This window comes from Brucepastera parasyntrophica, assembly GCF_022376835.1.
In the GTDB taxonomy this organism is placed as follows: Bacteria; Spirochaetota; Spirochaetia; order Treponematales; family Treponemataceae; genus Brucepastera; species Brucepastera parasyntrophica.
The window spans coordinates 493,556-511,578 of the sequence record NZ_CP084606.1 but is presented as its reverse complement, the minus strand read 5'-3'; the positions used below and the strand labels follow the sequence as shown (position 1 = coordinate 511,578).

At 45.0% G+C, this 18,023-nt stretch carries 24 protein-coding genes; 14 read left to right on the top strand and 10 right to left on the bottom strand.

Annotation, left to right across the window (positions count from 1 at the left end; all coding sequences use genetic code 11):
* Nucleotides 1-2 precede the first annotated feature (2 nt).
* On the bottom strand, nucleotides 3-1,238 hold the full coding sequence (locus K7I13_RS02415) for a PilZ domain-containing protein (protein ID WP_255947668.1): 1,236 nt from the start codon (nucleotides 1,236-1,238) through the stop codon (nucleotides 3-5).
* 84 nt (nucleotides 1,239-1,322) lie between these two features.
* Between K7I13_RS02415 and K7I13_RS02410 the strand changes: the two genes are divergently transcribed.
* The gene (locus K7I13_RS02410; protein ID WP_255947667.1) at nucleotides 1,323-2,573 is read left to right on the top strand and encodes a GAF and HD-GYP domain-containing protein; all 1,251 of its coding nucleotides are present in this window, start codon (nucleotides 1,323-1,325) and stop codon (nucleotides 2,571-2,573) included.
* On the opposite strand, the gene K7I13_RS02405 is transcribed toward K7I13_RS02410, so the two are convergent.
* The 6 genes from K7I13_RS02405 to infC form a co-directional block, all read right to left on the bottom strand.
* Entirely contained in the window at nucleotides 2,539-3,024 is a 486-nt protein-coding gene (locus tag K7I13_RS02405) for a YaiI/YqxD family protein (RefSeq protein ID WP_255949195.1), read from the bottom strand. The genes K7I13_RS02410 and K7I13_RS02405 overlap by 35 nt on opposite strands.
* A 30-nt stretch (nucleotides 3,025-3,054) precedes the next feature.
* A complete protein-coding gene (gene zapA, locus K7I13_RS02400; protein ID WP_255947666.1) occupies nucleotides 3,055-3,357 on the bottom strand; it encodes a cell division protein ZapA in 303 nt (100 codons plus the stop codon).
* Nucleotides 3,358-3,375: 18 nt separating this feature from the next.
* Nucleotides 3,376-3,810 (bottom strand): cell division protein ZapB, encoded by a 435-nt coding sequence (locus tag K7I13_RS02395; protein ID WP_255947665.1) that lies wholly within the window; start codon nucleotides 3,808-3,810, stop codon nucleotides 3,376-3,378.
* A 4-nt stretch (nucleotides 3,811-3,814) separates the two neighbouring features.
* A complete protein-coding gene (gene rplT, locus K7I13_RS02390; protein ID WP_255947664.1) occupies nucleotides 3,815-4,174 on the bottom strand; it encodes a 50S ribosomal protein L20 in 360 nt (119 codons plus the stop codon).
* Between the two features lie 101 nt (nucleotides 4,175-4,275).
* Entirely contained in the window at nucleotides 4,276-4,476 is a 201-nt protein-coding gene (gene rpmI, locus K7I13_RS02385) for a 50S ribosomal protein L35 (RefSeq protein ID WP_255947663.1), read from the bottom strand.
* 12 nt (nucleotides 4,477-4,488) lie between these two features.
* Nucleotides 4,489-5,013, bottom strand: coding sequence for a translation initiation factor IF-3 (gene infC, locus K7I13_RS02380; protein ID WP_255947662.1), 525 nt, complete (start codon nucleotides 5,011-5,013; stop codon nucleotides 4,489-4,491).
* A gap of 222 nt (nucleotides 5,014-5,235) precedes the next feature.
* Between infC and K7I13_RS02375 the strand changes: the two genes are divergently transcribed.
* Both K7I13_RS02375 and K7I13_RS02370 read left to right on the top strand, forming a co-directional pair.
* On the top strand, nucleotides 5,236-7,014 hold the full coding sequence (locus K7I13_RS02375) for a diguanylate cyclase domain-containing protein (protein WP_255947661.1): 1,779 nt from the start codon (nucleotides 5,236-5,238) through the stop codon (nucleotides 7,012-7,014).
* A gap of 66 nt (nucleotides 7,015-7,080) precedes the next feature.
* Complete coding sequence (locus K7I13_RS02370) at nucleotides 7,081-7,728, top strand: hypothetical protein (RefSeq protein ID WP_255947658.1); 648 nt, start codon at nucleotides 7,081-7,083, stop codon at nucleotides 7,726-7,728.
* Nucleotides 7,729-7,827: 99 nt separating this feature from the next.
* On the opposite strand, the gene K7I13_RS02365 is transcribed toward K7I13_RS02370, so the two are convergent.
* Nucleotides 7,828-8,826 carry a class II fructose-bisphosphate aldolase gene (locus K7I13_RS02365; protein WP_255947657.1) on the bottom strand — a complete coding sequence of 333 codons (999 nt, stop codon included), beginning with the start codon at nucleotides 8,824-8,826 and terminating at the stop codon, nucleotides 7,828-7,830.
* Nucleotides 8,827-8,995: 169 nt separating this feature from the next.
* On the opposite strand from K7I13_RS02365, the gene K7I13_RS02360 reads away from it, so the two are divergent.
* Complete coding sequence (locus K7I13_RS02360) at nucleotides 8,996-9,733, top strand: flagellar filament outer layer protein FlaA (RefSeq protein WP_255947656.1); 738 nt, start codon at nucleotides 8,996-8,998, stop codon at nucleotides 9,731-9,733.
* On the top strand, nucleotides 9,734-10,468 hold the full coding sequence (locus K7I13_RS02355; protein WP_255947655.1) for a flagellar filament outer layer protein FlaA: 735 nt from the start codon (nucleotides 9,734-9,736) through the stop codon (nucleotides 10,466-10,468).
* Between the two features lie 84 nt (nucleotides 10,469-10,552).
* Here the strand turns inward: K7I13_RS02355 and K7I13_RS02350 are convergent, their stop codons facing one another.
* Nucleotides 10,553-11,218 (bottom strand): DUF8091 domain-containing protein, encoded by a 666-nt coding sequence (locus K7I13_RS02350; RefSeq protein WP_255947654.1) that lies wholly within the window; start codon nucleotides 11,216-11,218, stop codon nucleotides 10,553-10,555.
* The gene (locus K7I13_RS02345) at nucleotides 11,215-11,454 is read right to left on the bottom strand and encodes a hypothetical protein (protein ID WP_255947653.1); all 240 of its coding nucleotides are present in this window, start codon (nucleotides 11,452-11,454) and stop codon (nucleotides 11,215-11,217) included. Before K7I13_RS02345 ends, K7I13_RS02350 begins: the two co-directional genes overlap by 4 nt.
* Before the next feature lie 242 nt (nucleotides 11,455-11,696).
* On the opposite strand from K7I13_RS02345, the gene mraZ reads away from it, so the two are divergent.
* The 9 genes from mraZ to ftsA are packed head-to-tail and all read left to right on the top strand — an operon-like array spanning nucleotide 11,697 to nucleotide 18,021.
* Nucleotides 11,697-12,149 (top strand): division/cell wall cluster transcriptional repressor MraZ, encoded by a 453-nt coding sequence (gene mraZ / locus K7I13_RS02340; protein WP_255947652.1) that lies wholly within the window; start codon nucleotides 11,697-11,699, stop codon nucleotides 12,147-12,149.
* A gap of 6 nt (nucleotides 12,150-12,155) precedes the next feature.
* Entirely contained in the window at nucleotides 12,156-13,094 is a 939-nt protein-coding gene (rsmH, locus tag K7I13_RS02335) for a 16S rRNA (cytosine(1402)-N(4))-methyltransferase RsmH (protein ID WP_255947651.1), read from the top strand.
* A gap of 13 nt (nucleotides 13,095-13,107) precedes the next feature.
* Nucleotides 13,108-13,395 carry a cell division protein FtsL gene (locus K7I13_RS02330; protein WP_255947649.1) on the top strand — a complete coding sequence of 96 codons (288 nt, stop codon included), beginning with the start codon at nucleotides 13,108-13,110 and terminating at the stop codon, nucleotides 13,393-13,395.
* Complete coding sequence (locus K7I13_RS02325) at nucleotides 13,388-13,834, top strand: Mur ligase domain-containing protein (RefSeq protein ID WP_255947648.1); 447 nt, start codon at nucleotides 13,388-13,390, stop codon at nucleotides 13,832-13,834. The genes K7I13_RS02330 and K7I13_RS02325 overlap by 8 nt, the downstream gene beginning before the upstream one ends.
* On the top strand, nucleotides 13,834-14,277 hold the full coding sequence (locus K7I13_RS02320) for a Mur ligase family protein (protein WP_255947647.1): 444 nt from the start codon (nucleotides 13,834-13,836) through the stop codon (nucleotides 14,275-14,277). The genes K7I13_RS02325 and K7I13_RS02320 overlap by 1 nt, the downstream gene beginning before the upstream one ends.
* The gene (locus K7I13_RS15840; protein WP_439647470.1) at nucleotides 14,244-14,792 is read left to right on the top strand and encodes a glutamate ligase domain-containing protein; all 549 of its coding nucleotides are present in this window, start codon (nucleotides 14,244-14,246) and stop codon (nucleotides 14,790-14,792) included. Before K7I13_RS02320 ends, K7I13_RS15840 begins: the two co-directional genes overlap by 34 nt.
* A gap of 1 nt (nucleotide 14,793) precedes the next feature.
* Nucleotides 14,794-15,954 (top strand): putative lipid II flippase FtsW, encoded by a 1,161-nt coding sequence (ftsW, locus tag K7I13_RS02310; protein WP_255947645.1) that lies wholly within the window; start codon nucleotides 14,794-14,796, stop codon nucleotides 15,952-15,954.
* Nucleotides 15,932-16,729: a cell division protein FtsQ/DivIB gene (locus tag K7I13_RS02305; RefSeq protein ID WP_255947644.1), complete on the top strand. Its 798-nt coding sequence runs from the start codon at nucleotides 15,932-15,934 to the stop codon at nucleotides 16,727-16,729. Before ftsW ends, K7I13_RS02305 begins: the two co-directional genes overlap by 23 nt.
* A gap of 50 nt (nucleotides 16,730-16,779) precedes the next feature.
* Nucleotides 16,780-18,021: a cell division protein FtsA gene (gene ftsA, locus K7I13_RS02300; protein ID WP_255947643.1), complete on the top strand. Its 1,242-nt coding sequence runs from the start codon at nucleotides 16,780-16,782 to the stop codon at nucleotides 18,019-18,021.
* The last annotated feature ends 2 nt before the right edge of the window (nucleotides 18,022-18,023 follow it).

Genomic DNA, 18,023 nt, shown 5'->3' with positions numbered 1-18,023 from the left:
GGCTACGATATACTTCCCGCTTTCTCAAAAGTCATGACATCATTCTCGGCAAAAGGCCTCTTATACAGAGCCTCGTACAGATACATCATATTATCCGGGCGTAAATCAACAAATACCGATCCGTAGAAAAGAGTGTCATTTTTTTCAAACCGTCTGGTTATTCTGGCTGAGCAGTTTATTTTTTTCTGTTCTATATGGATATCAACAGAAAAAATGGAGCCTTCCTTAATCGGTACTCTGAGTTCGTTTTTCGGAAAAGAAATAAGCATCCCTCCCGGACTCATATCGATAATCTGGGCGTAATGGGCCGGGTTATCCTTATTCGGAGCCTCATCCTTAAAATAAGTACTCTGCTTCAGCTGAAAGGCAAGAATTCTGGAGAAATCCCACAGGTAGTCTACCGTGGAAAAATCAAATGATTCATTTGTATTTGCAAGATAAATATATCCCACAACATATTGATAATAAATAATGGGGCACCATATCTCCGACTGAATATTCCGGTCTTTTTTTGCTTTCAGGAGTTTTGCAAACTTTGAACCTTCGACAAAAAAATTCGGATCTTCAAAAGTCTCTTCGATACGTTCGGTAATGATTCTGCCTTCGGGATAAGGATCATTCTGGGGCAGCCCTGAATTTGTCGAAGGAATAAACAGTATTTTACCGGTTTCGCATATAAGGTTTTCTTCAAAATTTTCAGGTTTTTTTGTCCTGAACATGACAATAGTATTGGTATGACACTTGCCTTCCAGTCTCTTTCTGAAAGAAGCGATCATTTCAGGCAGGCCCTTCCCCCTGATCTGGGAATGCGTCTGGATGGAATCAACGCTGACATATTCCGAGCAGACCGGATAATCCATATTGATGTCTTCGTTTTCCAGGTGAAAATGGACCTGAATGTCCTTCGGTTTGTGGACTCTCACATATTTCCGCTGAAGGCTTTTCAGCAGATTTTCCGGATAGTTCAGAAGAATCTGCTGCTCACTGTTTTTCTGGATGACCGTTTCAAAAGCATAGGTTTTGCCGATACAGTCAAAATATCCGGTAACATGTTCACGCAGACTGAAATCATTCAGGGAACACGGCGGATGAAAAGTGACTCTGATCTCTGTTTTTGAGATATCCGTAATTAGTCCTGTTGCGATATTTGAAACACCATGAATCCTTACCGGCGAGTGTTCTTTCATAATAGTCCGCAAGAGGAATTCCTTTTCAACGGTTGAAACCTTCTGTATCATAATGGTATTGTATCATGGTTTTACTGCTGGACGCAAAAAAAAAGTATTGTAAACTTATTTTAATGGGTACGCAGGAGATTATTTATGCCTCATGAATCGCATTCTCGCGAAGAAATATTGTCGAATATTATTGAAACTGAAGCATACCTCGATACCATACGGGACGCAGATGTTTTGCTGGAACAGATTTTAACTGAAGCCAGGCGTGTTGCCAACGCTGATGCGGGGTCTATCTATGTCGCGGACGGTGATCGTCTTTCCATACGGTATGCACAGAATGACACGCTCCAGAAAAAAGCCGAACCGGGAAAAAAGATAGTATATTCTTATTTTACGTTTCCCATAGATGAAAAAACCATTGCCGGTTATTGCGCCCTGACAAACCAGGTAGTGAATGAGCCTGATGTATATGAAATTTCGCCCGACAAGCCGTATAAATTCGGCAGACAGAGTGATATTCTTTCGGGCTACCGGACTGTTTCCAATCTGACCGTGCCTCTTTGTACTTCAAGCGGAAGAATCCTGGGTGTTCTGCAGGTATTGAATGCGCTGGATGAAAACGACAAGGTTATTCCGTTCCGCAAGGAAGATGAACTGTATCTTAACCACTTTGCGTCCCGGGCGACTACCGCCCTTGAACGAGCCTATTTGACGCGGTCCATGGTTTTGCGCATGATAAAAATGGCAGAGCTGCGGGATCCCAAGGAAACAGGCGCCCATGTAAACAGGGTAGCCAATTACGCCGTCGAAATTTATGACCGCTGGGCTTATAACCATTCCATAGATAAGCGGGAAAGCGAACGCTTCCGGGACGTACTCAAAATAGCGGCCATGCTTCATGACGTCGGGAAAGTCGCGATTTCCGACCTGATCCTTAAAAAGCCGTCCCGGTTTACGGAAGAAGAATATAAAATCATGCAGGCCCACACCTGGCTTGGCGCCCAGCTCTTTAATGAAATTGAATCTGAAATTGACCAGGTCGCGATGGAGGTGGCTCTTACCCACCATGAAAACTGGGACGGGTCCGGCTACCCGGGGCGCAATTTTACTGCCAGTACAAATATCGGAGATGAGCCGGAACCAGCCGCAGAAAAAACGCTGGGACTTAACCGCGAAGAAATACCCATAGCGGGCAGAATCGTTGCCCTGGCTGATGTTTTTGACGCCCTCTCCTGCAAGCGTGTATACAAGGACCCCTGGTCGGAAGAGCAGGTTCTGGAAGAAATACAGAAACTCCGCGGAACAAAATTCGACCCTGATGTAGTAGACGCTTTTTTTGAAATTCTGCCTTCCATAAAAGCTATACGCGAGCGGTTTCCCGACACTGAAGATTAAGACTGTTTTCTTTTTTTGTTATTTCCCGGTCAAGGGCGTTTGCGAAATTCTGCAATTCTTTTTTTCCGAACTGGCCGGTTTTTTCGGGCGCAATACCATTATTGTATAAATCAAGCATCAAATTCCTGATTGAAAGCCGCTCATTAATATTATTTTCCGTGTAAACAATGCCCCTGTCATTCAGGACAACAAGTTTTTTATCTACAAGACGTTTTGCCAGGGGAATATCGCGTGTAATAACAAGATCATTGTCTCCGGCGTGCGAAACAATATAGTCGTCGGCGGCGTCAGGTTCGGAGCCTGCCTGTATCATGGAAAAACCGGGAGCCGCAGGCATTGGGATAGGCCGGTTCGCGACAAAGGAAACCGGGATATGCAAACGGAGTCCGGTTTTGCATATCAAATCGCGTACCTGTTTGGGACAGGAATCAGCGTCAACCCAGATAATCATATCGTTCATAAAATGAAGTACAATGGTAATTTATTCGATAACCTGATCAATAAGGGAAATCATCTGAAGAGTAATTTTTTCCACCTCTTCAATATCCTGTGTGCCGGACCGCAGTTCCCTGGATTTCATTTTTTCCTTGTACAGCTCATCAGCAAGGAATATTCCTGAAATTATCGCTATTTTAAGAGGATCGGTAAGGCCTGGCGTGGATTCGACCTTTTCAACGGTTTTTTTGTAATAGGAATACAGAACATTAAGGTATTCGGGCTTTTCATCCGCCTGAATTGCGAAGGATGTACCAAGCAAATCTATCTGCAGATTTCCTTTTGACATTGCAGGCCCTCCCTCTGATTAGAAAATATCCATCTGCCCGTCCGAACCGGCGTTCGGAGAAGAATTATTGTCCTGATTCTGCCAGTCGGCTTCGATTTCTATCTGGGTATCATCGTCTGTCCGGGCCGGTTCATCTGTTTGAGGGGCCGTTTCCGGATAATTATCCCGGACTTCCTCTTCGGAAGGGGTATCCTGACCGGCCTCCTGCGCGGGCGCTCCGGTTATGGAATCCTCAAAAGCGCTCAAACGGTCAAGCGCATGGAGGATTCCCTGCTCAATCTTGCCCTGGTCATCCTTGAATGAATGGATAACCGCTTCAAGTTCATCCACCCGTGCCTGCAATCCTGAAAGCTGTGATTTCAGGTGAGTGTTTTCAGCCGTTAATGACTGAATTTTCGCAACCGCCTTTTCTACCCGGTTTTCAAGAAGATGAACCTGATCAAGACTCAGCATACTGTTACGCTCCTAATGCTTTTTTTGACGTTTCTACAATGGTTTTAAAAGCTGAAGGGTCTTCAATAGCCATATTTGACAGGGCCTTTCTGTTAATAATAACTCCGGCCTTTGAAAGTCCTTCAATAAAACGAGAATATGAAATCCCCTCGGCGCGCACTGCTGCGTTAATACGGGTAATCCACAGGCTTCTCATATCGCCTTTTCTGTCTCTCCGGGAGACATATCCGTGGACAAGGGATTTTATAGCGGCCTCTTTCGCAGTCTTATAACTGGTACTCCTTCTGCCCCTGAAACCTTTTGTTATTTTCAGTATCTTTTTTCTTCGGTCTTTTCTTTTGCTTCCGTCTATTGCTCGTGGCATTTTACATCTCCTGAAATATTCAGCATCATGGAAATTCTGTCATATCCATGATTTTAACATTAAATTAGAAAAATCCCCAAAAAACAGGGGACTCCGCATTCTCAGCCGTAGGGTAAGAGCTGCTTCCGGACTTTTGCTGAATCTGCATCCGAAAGAATTCCCGTCTGGCGAAGATGTCTTTTGCGTTTTGCATTTTTCTTTGTCAGAATATGCCGCAAATTCATCTTTTTGTATTTCACCTTACCGTTAGCGGTAAAAGAAAAACGCTTTGCCGCGCATCTTTTGGTTTTCATCTTTGGCATTTTATCAGTACCTCATTTTTTTGTTTTGGGAGCGAGTGTCATTGACATAAAACGGCCTTCCATTGCCGGCTGTTTTTCAATAACATAATCGTCTTCACCAAGTTTGCTCAATACATCTTTAAGAACTACAAGCCCCAGTTCCGTGTGGGCCAGTTCGCGTCCCCGGAAGCGGATGGTTACCTTAACCTTGTCTCCGCCCGCAAGAAACTGTTTGACATGCTTTGACTTGAAATCGAGATCATGATCATCAATTTTAGGCTGCATGCGTATTTCTTTGAGCACCTGTATCTTTTGTTTCTTTTTGGAGTCACGGAGCTTTTTCTCCATTTCGAAACGATACTTCCCGTAATCAAGAATCTTGCAAACGGGCGGGACGGCCTGCGGTGCAATTTCAACCAGGTCCAGATCCAATTCACGAGCCATAGCCAGAGCGTCAACAGTAGGGACAACACCTTTCTGCTCTCCATTCTCGTCAATCAGTCTTACTTCACGTACACGGATTTGGTCATTTATCCGTAACCCTTTATTGTCCGCCAACGATCCCCCTTATTCGCAGAAAATCTGCGCTCCAGTTCTCAAAAAAATTACATCCGTAACTATACCAATTCTCCCCGTATTCTGTCAAGATTCAAATTTTTCCGGATTGACTGTCCAAATTTGCCTTTGGTATGAATATTTAGCTATTATTTGTTAGGGTATAATGTGAGAATTCATATTTGAAAATCTTGTTCCTTTTTTGCTGCAGGGCGGAGGGTTTTAATGAAGTATAATTTCAGCGATTTATTTGACGGTCTGTTTTTGCCTGTAATCGTATGCAAAAAGGATGAAAACTGGCCTATCGAGTATATGAATACCAGAGCAATCCTGCTGCTTTCACCGACATATTCCGTTGACATGCTTAAAGGAAATGTTCTTGCCGCGAACAGCCTGAAAAATGCCCTGCATTTCAAAACCCAGGAAGAATATATCGCCTTCCGGCATACAGTGGACAGGCTTGGTCATATTGATGACTATAAAACAGAGATAAATACCTTTGACAACCGACTTTTGTCTGTTTCAATTTCCGCTGTCAGTATCGCCGGTGATAGCCCGGAAGGATATTTGATTTTTTATATTCTTAACAGCGCTTCTTCAGGGCAAAACAATTATGATACGCGGCTTTCTTCCATAATAAACGCCGCCTTTCTTTCTGATGATGTGGATTCGGCAATTAATACAATCCTGGCCCAGGCCGGTGAAATATTCGGTGTCAGCAGAACGTATATATTTGAAGAAATATCGCCGACAACAACCAGAAACACTTATGAATGGTGCGCTCCCGGTGTAGATCCCGCCATACAGGATTTACAGAACCTTGAAAAGGCGGATTATAACTATGACGTTATTATCAACTCCGGAATGTATATAACGGACGATATTTCAAGCCTGCCTGACGGCGACCGTGAAATCCTTGAAATGCAGGGCATCCGGGCCCTGGCGATTATAACCTTTTACGATAACAAAAAACCGCTGGGCTATGTAGGTTTTGATGATTGCGAAAAGAGCAGAAAATGGGGGTACGACGAAATACAGAGCCTTAAAAGTATTTCGGCCCTCATCGCGGTCCTTATTATCCGCAGAAACGCCGAGGAACGGACCCGGAGTTCGCTGAATGTGCTCCAGCTTATTTCCGACAACTCGGAAGAAATCATTTATATAAACCGCATGGATGATTATTCGCTGCTTTTTGTTAATAAGGCCCTTGCAAATTCACTGAACAAACATCCGGAAGACCTGATAGGCCATCCCTGTTATAAGGTCCTGCAGAATCAAATCGCCGGTCCCTGCAGTTTCTGCCCGATGCCGAAAATAACCCTGAAACCCGGAGAGGAACGTTCCGGGGTATATTCCTGGGAACATTTTAATAACATAACCAAAAAAACCTATCTGGTAAAAGACAATATCCTGAAGTGGATTGACGGGAGCTATGTTCATGCTGAAACCGCGATAGATATTTCACAGAGGATAGAATATGAAACCCGCCTCCGTTACTATGCTTCGACAGATATTATGACCGGAGTGGCGAACCGCGAGTGGGGAAGCGCCATGCTTACCGAAAAACTCGAGGAAGAGCCTCACGGAAGTCTCTGTTTTATTGATATTGACGGCCTTAAAATTACAAATGATACCTATGGACATACGGCGGGAGACGAACTTCTTACAGAAACGATAAACATGCTCAGAAAGTATATGACAGAGGATTCCTACATCTGCAGGTGGGGCGGCGATGAATTTCTGCTCTGGCTCAGTTTGCCGGTAGAACAGGTTGATTCTCTCATGCGCACTATCCAGCAGGAAATGAATGTATATAACAGCCGGAATGATAAACCTTTCAAACTCGGCTTCAGCTACGGTATTGTCCCGTTCGAGATAGCAGGCAATGAAAATCTGGATACGCTGGTAACCGCCGCCGATCAGCTTATGTACAAGAATAAGATGGAAAAACGTGGAAAGCTCCAGAAAAGGCGCCGGACGGACAATCCCAACGAAGTTATCTGATAAAAAACAAAGAGGACGCCTGTAATCCTCTTGCATTATCTTTAACAGGTATGTTATTTTTTTTTCATGAACCTTCTTCTTATTTTTCTTGTACCGCTCTGTTTTATATACTTTCTCGCAGGGACTGACTTTTCCCGGTTTCCGAGAATACTTCTCGCCTGGTTTTCCGGCCTTGCCGCCGCGGCAGTGGTCATTCTATTGGATTTTCTTGTTTTTAAAAAACTTGTCCCCGGAAACAGTTCCCGTTTTCTTGTCATTTTTTCGGGATTTTTCTTTTCCGAATCGTTTATTCCCTATATTTTTCCCTGTATTCTGCTTTTCTGTTTCTCGTTCTTTTCAAAAGCCGACCCCGCGGAAAATATGGTTCCCTGGCTTTTCGGGGTCGCGACAATAAGTCTTCCATATATTCTGCTGACACACTATTCCATTCCCGATCTGGCTGTCCCCATATTTGCTTCCGCGATGCTGACTGCCGTACTGTTTTTAACCGATTTTCTGCTTTCTTTTCTTTGTTCCGGTAAAGCAAAGTCTCCTTCCCGTTTTCTGATGGCCCTTTTACCCGCGCTTGTTCTTTTCATAATTACTGACCTGTGCAAAACTTTCTGGTTTTTCTGTTTCCCGGCATGGATTTACTGGAGTATTGCCGTGCTGTGCGTAATTCTTTCTCTCGCGGCCAGGATACTGCTGCGGACAAACAGACTGCAGGCAGGATAAAAGTCCCGCCGCCTTTGTTGTAAAAGCCTGGGCGGTCAAAAAAAAACGGCATCCCTTGCGGAATGCCGTCTGTTTCAAACTCAAATTTCAGCCCTGAAATCAGGCATTGCCCGCGGAACCCAGAACTTCATTGTTTTTATGCATATACAGCTTTTTCAGCTCATCCCGGGCCGGTCCGAGGTATTTCCGGGGATCAAATTCGCTTGGGCTTTCGGCAAACACCTTGCGGATAGCGGCGGTCATTGCGAGCCGTCCGTCCGAATCAATATTGATTTTGCAAACCGCGGATTTTGCAGCCTTTCTCAGCTGGTCCTCGGGAATACCCACGGAATCGGGAAGGCTGCCGCCGTATTTTTCAATCTGACGGACATATTCTATCGGAACTGAGGAGGCCCCGTGCAGAACAATGGGGAATCCCGGCAGCTGTTTTTCGATTTCTTCGAGAATATCAAAACGGAGCGGGGGAGGAACAAGCACTCCGTCGGCGTTTCTTGTGCACTGGTCCGGGGTGAATTTGGTCCGGCCATGGCTGGTCCCGATGGAAATGGCGAGAGAATCGACGCCTGTTTTCGTTACAAAGTCCACCACTTCTTCCGGTTTTGTATAATGGCTCACCTCGGAAGAAACATCATCCTCAACGCCGGCAAGAACACCGAGTTCTCCCTCAACTGTTACGTAATCGGGCCGGCTGTGGGCATAGTCGCAAACTTTTTTGGTAAGGGCGACATTTTCATCATAAGAAAGGTGAGACCCGTCTATCATAACCGACGAAAAACCGCTTTCAATGCAGTCAACACAAAGGTCAAAACTGTCTCCGTGATCAAGATGAAGCACTACCGGAATATCATAGCCCAGTTCATGGGCATATTCGACCGCACCCCTGGCCATGTTTTTCAGCAGATTCTTATTTGCATATTTCCTGGCGCCGGATGAAACCTGCAGGATCACAGGTGATTTTGTCTCGACACAGGCCTGGATTATTGCCTGCAGCTGCTCCATATTATTGAAATTGTACGCCGGAATAGCATACCCGCCCTTAATGGCTTTTGCAAACATATCGCGGGTATTAACAAGCCCCAATTCCTTATAACTTATCATGAAAAAACTCCTTAATTTTAAAGATTAATATATTGATAGTGTAGATATATCGCCGATTTTGGTCAATAGAATATAATAAACGGTTTGACAAAGCCTATTGTTCAACATATAATAAAGTTTAGTTACATTTTTTCCGACATTTTGGTAAGAGAAGTAAAAGGAGTTGTGGATGAAACAAGGCGGTTTGATCATCGCAGGTCTTGTTCTCATGTTTTCACTGACCCTGGCGCCTGTTGCGGCCCAGAATAAATCCGTGAATTTTGAGACATATATTTTGGACGATTTTGATAATCGTGAATCGGCTGAATGGACCTGGACAGCAGTTGGAAGTAAATTTATCACTGACGGGTATCCCGTTCTTAAGTATTTTGACGGTATGCCGAACGCAATACGCGTTATGCAGAACCAGTCGGACGGCGAATATAAAATCCTTGGTGTGCAGTTCAAGTTTAACCGGAAAGGCGACAACTGGGTGGATATTATCCCGGTAAAGGCGAATGACGACGGCGAGGATGCTCCGTATGAAATACCCTTTAAAGGTGTTGTTTCCCGCCTTGATATGTGGGTATGGGGCGCAGGTTATAACTATGAGCTTCAGGCCCTGGTCCGCGACTGTTTCGGACGTGTTCACACCCTTTCCTTCGGCTGGCTTAATCACGAAGGCTGGAAAAATATGTCGGTTAATGTTCCTACAAGCCTGGCGCAGAAATCACGGTATTTCAGCGATACCCAGAATATGACCCTTGTCGCGCTCCGCATCCGCACAAAACCGACAGAACGGGTTGATGATTTCTATATTTTCTTTGATCAGTTTAAGGCTCTGACAGACACCTTTATGCCCTCCTATGACGGTTTTGAACTAGTAGGTACTGATTTTAACGACTCAAATGAACAGGGGGCACAATAAATGAAAAAAATAGTTTTTTCTGCTGCACTAATCCTTTTTGCATCCATGGTATTTGCCCAGCAGACTTCAGAAACAATGAATGTGGACGCGGCAAACCCTGCCTATATCGGTGTTGATTCAGCCCAGCAGGTGCTGAAGGAAGTATCAGTTGATAAATTCGAATATGAAGGCAGCTGGACCGCTTATATGTCTCCGGATGACGGTATTATCGCTGCCCGTCTTTTTGACGGGTCTCCGTCCGGAAAACAGCCGATACCCGATGAGGAAGGCATGAATATTCCTGATGATAAGGTTCTTGGCGTTAAGGTTGACTATCTCCGGAGGAGCTACAGTTCCTTTACGGTAACTTCGGTAAAACCGCTTCCCGTAGAAGGGATCACCAAAACAGTCAGCGTATGGGTTGTCGGACGTAATTTCAATCACACCCTGAAGCTTCTTCTCCAGGACTATTGGGGAACCAGATTTGAACTGTACATGGGCAAACTGAACCATTCCGGCTGGAAGCTGATGACTGTCGCCATTCCTCCCCAGAACCCTGACGGAAAAAACGGCATAGTCCAGAAGGACTATCACTACAGTACCAGACTCGGACTGAAGATTGTCGGGTTTAAAATTGAATGTGACCCTGAAGACGCTTACGGAAGTTATTATATGTACTTTGATGATCTCCGAGCGGTATCGGATCTCTATGAAATAGATACACGCGACCCGGATGATATGTATGACAACTGGTAACCCCAGGCTGTAACCCGGCGAAAGGCGCCCCTGAGTTGAACAGAGTTCAATACAGGGGTGTTTTTTTATTCTCGGCGGGATGTTTTATATTTTCCGGTACAGATAGGCCCGTCCCTGTTTTCCTGACTGTTCAATTACACCCCATTTTCTCAGAACCCAGGCCATTATGCCGGCATGGCGTCCCGCGCCGGCGGCGGCCAGATCACTGACAGTAAACAGTTCAGGAAGCCCCTGTGGGATCAGGGAGCAGTAATCCTCAATTCCCGTAAAACAGACGGAATCGTGAATATGGAGCAGTTTTTTGTTTTCACGTTTGAAACCTTTCCATGATTTGCGCCTGTCTTCTTCTTTCATCCTCATTTCGAGAATGTCCGCAAATACGATTTCTATGCTGAGATTGCGGTGGCCTACCAGATCATAAATTCCGGTCAGTTCCCTGAATATCTGAAGGGCGGACCCGTGCTTCGGACTTTTTCTGCGTGAAACCGGTTTGAGGTCTGACGAATAGGTTTCGAGAAAGAGGTTTACGGCTATCGGATATACTATGCGGATGGGATGGTTGTCCAGCAGTTTGAGCAGTTTCGGCTTCAGTTTTCCGATATTCGCTGTTTGGATTTCAATAAGCGTTCCGTCACTCGCGACGGCATCACAGATTGAGCCTTCAACAGCTACTTCCTGCTTTGTGTTATCCCTGCAGTAATGATTTTTCAGCTCTTCATGAAGGAAACTTTCATTCCAGGTATTTATCATACATATTCAAGGAGCTCTTCCGCGCTCAGCTGGGCAAGATAAAACCAGGTAACAATCATGCCCCTGCTTTCGGAAACTCGTTTTCGGTATACCTGATAGGCGAGCAGCTTGTTTGTGGGAAGAGGAAGCCGGTAGGGCTGCCCGTTTGCATCTACAACGTCATTAACGCGCAGTTCGTGATGTATTTCCTGGGTTTCGCCCTCCGGATACACAATATGATATTCCCTGATAAGCATACTGCTATTATACCGCTTCGCGTTTTTCTGTAAAGAGTGCGGCGTATGGCAGCCAACTGTTTAAGGCTTAAATGTGGGAATATCTCAATTCTTTCAATCGTTTTTAGTCAGTATGGATCCTGTCATTTTATTTTTTTTACATATTTTACAAAATAATAAGAAAAACTGTTGACAAGCGAAATTTTCGGCAGTAATATGGAAATAGGTGGGAGAAAGTGGTAGAAAGTAGTAGAAAGTAGGGAATGGTGGATATTGAGCTTTTAACCGGTGAATATCGAAATACTCTCGATGAAAAGGGCCGTATTATGTTTCCCGTGCGCCTGCGTGCGGGGTTATCCAGCTCCCTGCTTATATTAACCAGAGGTATTGATACATGTCTCTGGCTCTTCTCTCCGGAACAGTGGGAAATTCTTTCCGCCAAAGTGATGGAATCGGCCTCACTGTTTCAGGCACAATCTAGATCTGTACTCCGTCGTCTTATTGCACCGGCACAGGAGGTGGAAATGGATAAAACAGGGCGGATATCCATTCCGCAGAGTCTGCGGGAATATGCAGGACTGAGTAAAGATTGTGTTTTTCTTGGTATTAATAAGTATTTCGAATTGTGGGATGCAGAAAAATATGAAGAATATCTGGAGAGGAGTGAAGCAGATTTTTGTGAGGGTACCGAATTTCTTGGAAATATCTGTCTGTAATTGATTATGACTGAAATAGTCCATACATCCGTTTTACTTCAGGAGTGTCTGAATTTTCTTGCACCGGAAACTTCCGGGGCCCTGATGGTGGACGGAACCCTTGGTGAAGGCGGGCATTCTGAAGCTTTTTTGTCTGCTTTCCCTGATCTGGTCATAATAGGTATTGATGCAGACAGTAAAATCCAGGAACGGGCGCGGGAACGTCTGGACAGGTTCGGAAGCCGGATGCGGTTTTATAACGGCTGGTCCGATGATTTTTTTTCCGGTTACCCTGCGGGTGAAAAAAAGCCCGATATTATTCTGCTTGATCTTGGCATTTCCCTCTTCCATTATGAAAAATCGGGGCGCGGATTCAGTTTCCGTATAAACGATCCGCTTGATATGCGGCTTAACTCCTCTTCGGGGAAGAGCGCCGCCGACATTGTAAATACATACAATGAAACCGATTTGGCCAATCTGATTTATATAAACAGTGAAGAACGCTATTCGCGCGTTATAGCAAAGAAAATCTGTGAAAGCAGAAAGAACAGGCCTTTTGCTACAACGCAGGAACTCGCAGAAGTTATTTATGATGCGGTTCCGTCTGCATACCGGCACGGGAGAATACACCCGGCAACAAAAACGTTCCAGGCTCTCCGTATCGCAGTTAACAGTGAGCTGGAACGGCTTCCCGGTCTTCTTGAGCTTGCTTTTGGGGTTCTGGCGCCAGCGGGCAGATTAGGGGTAATAACGTTTCATTCCCTGGAGGATAGAATTGTTAAAAATTACTTCAGATTGCTGAGTAAAGCCTGTACCTGCGGTCCTGAAGTGCCGATATGTAAATGTGGAGGAAAGCCAAAAGCTGAACTGATTACAAAAAAATCGGTTTCGCCTTCCGCAGATGAAATTTTGAATAATCCGCCTTCGAGGAGTGCCAGGCTGCGCGTCCTCAGAAAAAAGCGGTAGAGGAAGCAGCGCAATGATAAAGAATATAGCAACACTATTGATTGTGATTTCAATACCCGCGGTTCTTTTTGCAGGTATCCTGCAGACTGGCAGGTACGGAGCGCTGGAGTCCGAAGTAAGGCAGCTTAATACGGAACAGCATGAAGTTATTGCTGAAAACAAAAAGCTGATTTCAGGGATTACGGTTTTGTCAACTCCCGAACGGATTGAAAAAATCGCGGTTGAAGATTTGGCAATGCGAAAAGCAAAACCAGAAGAAATAATGAGAATTGAACTGAAAAGGGGAGAATTGGGTGGATAATGGGCCGGGCTTGATGACAGTTTCCCGGCTGGTTGATGCGGTCCGGGGAAACTGTTTGTGCGATTTTACTGAAGATCATTCTTTTTCCTCAGTCGTGACTGACAGCAGAAATGTAAAACCGGGGTCCCTGTTTGTTCCCCTTATTGGAGAAAAACAGGATGGACACAATTATATTCCCCAGGCCCTTGAATCAGGCGCTTCCGTTATTCTGGTTGACAGTTTCCATGCCCGGAAAAACCTCAGGAAAATTACAAGTGAGGGGGAGCGTTTTCACGCCTGTTTTATTCAGGTTGACAATACTCTGCAGGGTTTGCAGGATGCCGCCCGGGCGTATGTTGCTTCCTTCCCCGGTCTTCTGCGGATCGGCATTACCGGTTCAAACGGAAAGACAACAACAAAAGAAGTTGCCGCGGCAATTTTTCACAGAAATTCAATGTAGTGACAAATGACGGCAATCTGAATTCTGAAACAGGATTGCCGCTTTCGGTTTTTAAAATACGCGCGGAGCATCAGATTGGTATTTTCGAGCTTGGGATGAACAGACGGAACGAGATTCTCGAAACGGCAAAGGTTCTTTCTCCTAATCTCGCCTTAATTACAAATATCGGGACTGCCCATATCGGAATTCTCGGCACGCAGACCGCTATTGCTGAGGAGAAAAAAAATATTTTTTCGTTTTTCAATGATTCTGATGCAGGCTTTATTCCGGATGATGATGCGTATTCGGATTTTCTTGCCGAGGTTCCGGCCGGAACCATTTTCCGGTTCGGTGTCAATTCCACTAAGGGTTTTGAACGGGCCGATTTTCTGGGACTTGAGGGAACCGATATTTTTATGACGGAGAAAAAATACATTTTAAGGTTCCCGGAGCATATAACTTAAAAAATGCGCTGGGGGCGATAAGCCTTGCGCAATTTGCAGGCATTGAAACCGGACAGATTAAAAACGGTATTGAGTCTGTAAATGCCCTTTTCGGCAGAACAGAAATACGCTACGGGCGCTGCACTGTCTTCTGCGATTGTTATAACGCAAACCCGGATTCAATGGAAAAGGCTCTTGGATTTGTCAGGGATATTGATTGGGCCGGCGAAAAGATACTTGTACTTGGTTCTATGCTTGAACTCGGAGAAAATTCAGTGCGGGCGCATGCGAATATTTGCAGGCACGCTGACTCTGTGAATGCGGCGCATATTTTTTTAATCGGTGAAGAAATGATACAGGCCGGCCGGAATATGGAATGGAAGAGTCCCTCCGTACGATTCTGCGCTAGTATTGATGAGCTGGCGGACAGTCTGGACAGGGTCGTAAACAGCGACGACCTGGTTTTCATTAAGGGGTCTCGCGGCATGGCCCTCGAACGGATTTTTCCGGTTTTAATTGCAGAGGATAAGATATAAAATGGCAAGGCCCTATATTTTTGCAGAAAAAAATGAAACGCCGGAAAAAATAGATATTCCTTTTGTGCTGCTTACCGTTTTTATGTGCGGACTTGGCCTTGCTACACTGTATTCCGCCTCATTGTCATACGCCGGACGGCTGTTTGATGATCCTCTTTATTTTGTTAAGCGTCAGGCGCTGAATCTGGCGGTCAGTATTGCCGGCATGATATTTTTCGCATCAATAAGCCTGAATATGCTCAGAAAATTACTGCCCCAGATAATAGTGATTACTCTGATTTTATGTATTCTGACTTTTGTTCCGGGAATAGGCATTACAAAAAATGGCGCAAGCAGGTGGATCGGATTCAGTTCCTTCAATTTCCAGCCTTCGGAACTTGCCAAGATGGTCCTGGTGCTGTTCCTTGCAAACCTTTTTGCAAAAAAACATGACCGCATTGATGAATTCAAGGCAACAATGTTTCCTGCTTCTGTTGTTACTTTTGTATTTGTTTTTATTGTGTATTTGCAGAATGATTTTTCAACGGCAATTTTTATTCTTCTTGCCGCCCTTGCGGTGTTTTTTGTAGCCGGTGTTAAGGTCTCCTGGTTTATCAAGTTATGTGTCCTGATCGTCCCTTTTGTTGCTTTAATGATTCTGACGGAAGAATACCGGGTTATCCGGGTATTATCCTTCCTTCATCCTGAACGGGACCCTCTTGGCGCGGGATATCAGGTTAATGCTGCCCTTGATGCGCTTGCGGAGGGCGGTTTTTGGGGAAGGGGTCTTGGAAACGGAATTAAAAAGATTTCCAGTATTCCGGAAGTCCAGTCCGATTTTATTTTTACGGTTTGGGCCGAAGAAATGGGCTTTTTAGGCGTTCTCATTTATTTCACTATGTTGATACTTTTTTCTTTGCGGAGTTTTGGAATCAGTATGAAGAGTAAAAGCCGGTTCGGGTTTTTGCTCGGCTTTGGCTGCAGTTTTATCATTCTGTTCCAGTCATTAATGAATATCGGGGTTGTCGTACGCGCTTTTCCTGCAACCGGTATTCCGCTCCCGTTTTTTTCTTCAGGCGGATCATCTCTGCTGATTACATTGTGTATATGCGGGTTACTGATAAATATTTCAAGGAATAAAACCGGGGAGGAAACGGAAGATGCCGCAATCTATTGCAATTGACCGCTCAAAACAAAGTACTGATACATGGAAATCGTTATTACTTAAAATTGTGATAGTGCTGCTTGCTATCTTTCTCGTTTTCGAGCTGGCCTTTTACCTCGTTATAATACCCACAACATCAGTTGTCCGTATAACGGTAAGCGGAGCTCCTTCCATCGGCTATGATGAAATCTGCTATATGGCCAATATAAGCGGAAAGGAAAAATGGCTGGATTTTAATGCTGCAATTGTATCATCCCGCCTGGCGGCAAATCCGCTGTTTGAAAGCGTGGCGGTTGAAAAAAAGTTCCCTGACCGGGTCGTTATCAACCTGCAGGAAAGGACTCCGGTGGCTATAGCGTTCGGTGAAAAAAAAGGCCGCACAGTTCCTGTTGAAATAGATAAAAACGGCATAGCGTTCCGTGTCGGCCATATCCCTGCAGATTCACATTTGCCTATTCTGACAGGACTTACCTTCGAGGAGGTCATTCCCGGAATGCGGCTTCACGCCCAGCTGAAACCGCTTTTAACGCAGTTGCATCATATTGAATCAAAAAATCCTGCACTTCTTTCATCAATTTCTGAAATTAAAATTGATCAAAAGACATATGGCGGATATGATCTTGTTATGTATCCGGTGAATAATCAGATTCGGGTGCGTACGGATAAGGCGTTGAATGAAGAGTCATTACAGTATATGATGCTTGTATTGGATGTTGTGCAGGACCTTGCGCTTGATATTGAAGAAATAGATATCCGGGCTGGTACGGCCGCGTACCGCCTTAAACATAATTAAATAAAGTATTTTCTTGATACAGTGGATGATCGGAGAAAGGGGGAGCCGCTGTGAGTGACTATGTTGTCGGGCTCGATATAGGGACCAGTAAGGTCCGGGCAATTATAGGTGAAATTTCCGATGATGGCGTCTTTCATGTTACCGGTGTGGGCAGCAGCCCGTCAACCGGGTTACGAAAGGGTGTCGTTGTCAATATTGAAAATACTGTAGCGTCAATTTCCCAGGCTATTGAAACGGCAGAGATGATGTCCGGAGTTGAGGTCACGCATTGCCTGATTGGCGTAGGCGGCACCCATATTGAAGGCATTAATTCACGCGGTGTGGTAGCGGTGAGCGGACGGGGGCGTGATAATCGGGAAATAGGAAAAGAGGATATAAACAGGGTAATCGATGCGGCAAAAGCCATTGTCATTCCCATGGACAGAAAGATGCTCCATGTTGTCCCCCAGTCTTATATAGTTGATGACCAGAAAGGCATAAAAGATCCGCGGAATATGATCGGGGTCCGCCTTGAAGCTGAAGTTCATATTATTACTGGTTCCGCAACTTCGATAAAAATTCTTGAAAACAGTGTTAACCGGGCCAATCTTTTAATCGATGCCCATATGTTTAACGGTCTCGCCGCGGTGAAGGCCGTTATGACAGAGGAAGAATCGGAACTTGGTTCAATCATGATCGATCTCGGCGGAGGCACTACAACTGTTCTGGTTATGGCAGGCGGGGCGCCCTTATATACTGCAGTTCTTCCGGTGGGAGGAATTCAGGTTACAAATGACATTTCCATTGTTAAGGGAATTTCCGCAGAAACAGCTGAAAAAATAAAAGTAGATGAAGGCTGCTGCTGGATGCCGCTTATTGAAGAAAATGAGGAAGTGCTTCTTCCCGGGGTGGGCGGCCGGCCTCCGCTTGTTATTCCCCGTTCGGAAATATGCGAAATTATTCAGCCCCGAATGGCTGAAATACTTACCATGGTTCATGAAAAAATCAAAGGAATTATTCATTCCCGTCCGTTTTCGGGAAATGTAGTTATAACAGGAGGGGGCGCAAATCTTCCCGGTGTAGTGGAACTTGCTTCCGAAATTTTTGATACCCAGGCTATCCGGATAGGATTTCCCGGAAATTACGGCGGGCTGACAGGTGATTACCGCAGTCCCGACTACGCAACAGTAATAGGTCTGTTCCTCACTGCTTATGAGCAATATAGTAAACAGCGTACCGAACAGATACACCGTGAGTATCCTGCAAAAACGGTTTCCGGCAGGATAAAAAGCTGGTTTAAGGAATTTTTTTAAAA

What these genes read in the sequence shown, in the direction of transcription:
- K7I13_RS02415 (WP_255947668.1), bottom strand. Translation starts at nt 1,238, where the DNA reads ATGATACAGAAGGTTTCAACCGTTGAAAAGGAATTCCTCTTGCGGACT.
- K7I13_RS02410 (WP_255947667.1), top strand. Translation starts at nt 1,323, where the DNA reads ATGCCTCATGAATCGCATTCTCGCGAAGAAATATTGTCGAATATTATT.
- K7I13_RS02405 (WP_255949195.1), bottom strand. Translation starts at nt 3,024, where the DNA reads ATGATTATCTGGGTTGACGCTGATTCCTGTCCCAAACAGGTACGCGAT.
- zapA (WP_255947666.1), bottom strand. Translation starts at nt 3,357, where the DNA reads ATGTCAAAAGGAAATCTGCAGATAGATTTGCTTGGTACATCCTTCGCA.
- K7I13_RS02395 (WP_255947665.1), bottom strand. Translation starts at nt 3,810, where the DNA reads ATGCTGAGTCTTGATCAGGTTCATCTTCTTGAAAACCGGGTAGAAAAG.
- rplT (WP_255947664.1), bottom strand. Translation starts at nt 4,174, where the DNA reads ATGCCACGAGCAATAGACGGAAGCAAAAGAAAAGACCGAAGAAAAAAG.
- rpmI (WP_255947663.1), bottom strand. Translation starts at nt 4,476, where the DNA reads ATGCCAAAGATGAAAACCAAAAGATGCGCGGCAAAGCGTTTTTCTTTT.
- K7I13_RS02375 (WP_255947661.1), top strand. Translation starts at nt 5,236, where the DNA reads ATGAAGTATAATTTCAGCGATTTATTTGACGGTCTGTTTTTGCCTGTA.
- K7I13_RS02370 (WP_255947658.1), top strand. Translation starts at nt 7,081, where the DNA reads ATGAACCTTCTTCTTATTTTTCTTGTACCGCTCTGTTTTATATACTTT.
- K7I13_RS02365 (WP_255947657.1), bottom strand. Translation starts at nt 8,826, where the DNA reads ATGATAAGTTATAAGGAATTGGGGCTTGTTAATACCCGCGATATGTTT.
- K7I13_RS02360 (WP_255947656.1), top strand. Translation starts at nt 8,996, where the DNA reads ATGAAACAAGGCGGTTTGATCATCGCAGGTCTTGTTCTCATGTTTTCA.
- K7I13_RS02355 (WP_255947655.1), top strand. Translation starts at nt 9,734, where the DNA reads ATGAAAAAAATAGTTTTTTCTGCTGCACTAATCCTTTTTGCATCCATG.
- K7I13_RS02350 (WP_255947654.1), bottom strand. Translation starts at nt 11,218, where the DNA reads ATGATAAATACCTGGAATGAAAGTTTCCTTCATGAAGAGCTGAAAAAT.
- K7I13_RS02345 (WP_255947653.1), bottom strand. Translation starts at nt 11,454, where the DNA reads ATGCTTATCAGGGAATATCATATTGTGTATCCGGAGGGCGAAACCCAG.
- mraZ (WP_255947652.1), top strand. Translation starts at nt 11,697, where the DNA reads ATGGTGGATATTGAGCTTTTAACCGGTGAATATCGAAATACTCTCGAT.
- rsmH (WP_255947651.1), top strand. Translation starts at nt 12,156, where the DNA reads ATGACTGAAATAGTCCATACATCCGTTTTACTTCAGGAGTGTCTGAAT.
- K7I13_RS02330 (WP_255947649.1), top strand. Translation starts at nt 13,108, where the DNA reads ATGATAAAGAATATAGCAACACTATTGATTGTGATTTCAATACCCGCG.
- ftsW (WP_255947645.1), top strand. Translation starts at nt 14,794, where the DNA reads ATGGCAAGGCCCTATATTTTTGCAGAAAAAAATGAAACGCCGGAAAAA.
- K7I13_RS02305 (WP_255947644.1), top strand. Translation starts at nt 15,932, where the DNA reads ATGCCGCAATCTATTGCAATTGACCGCTCAAAACAAAGTACTGATACA.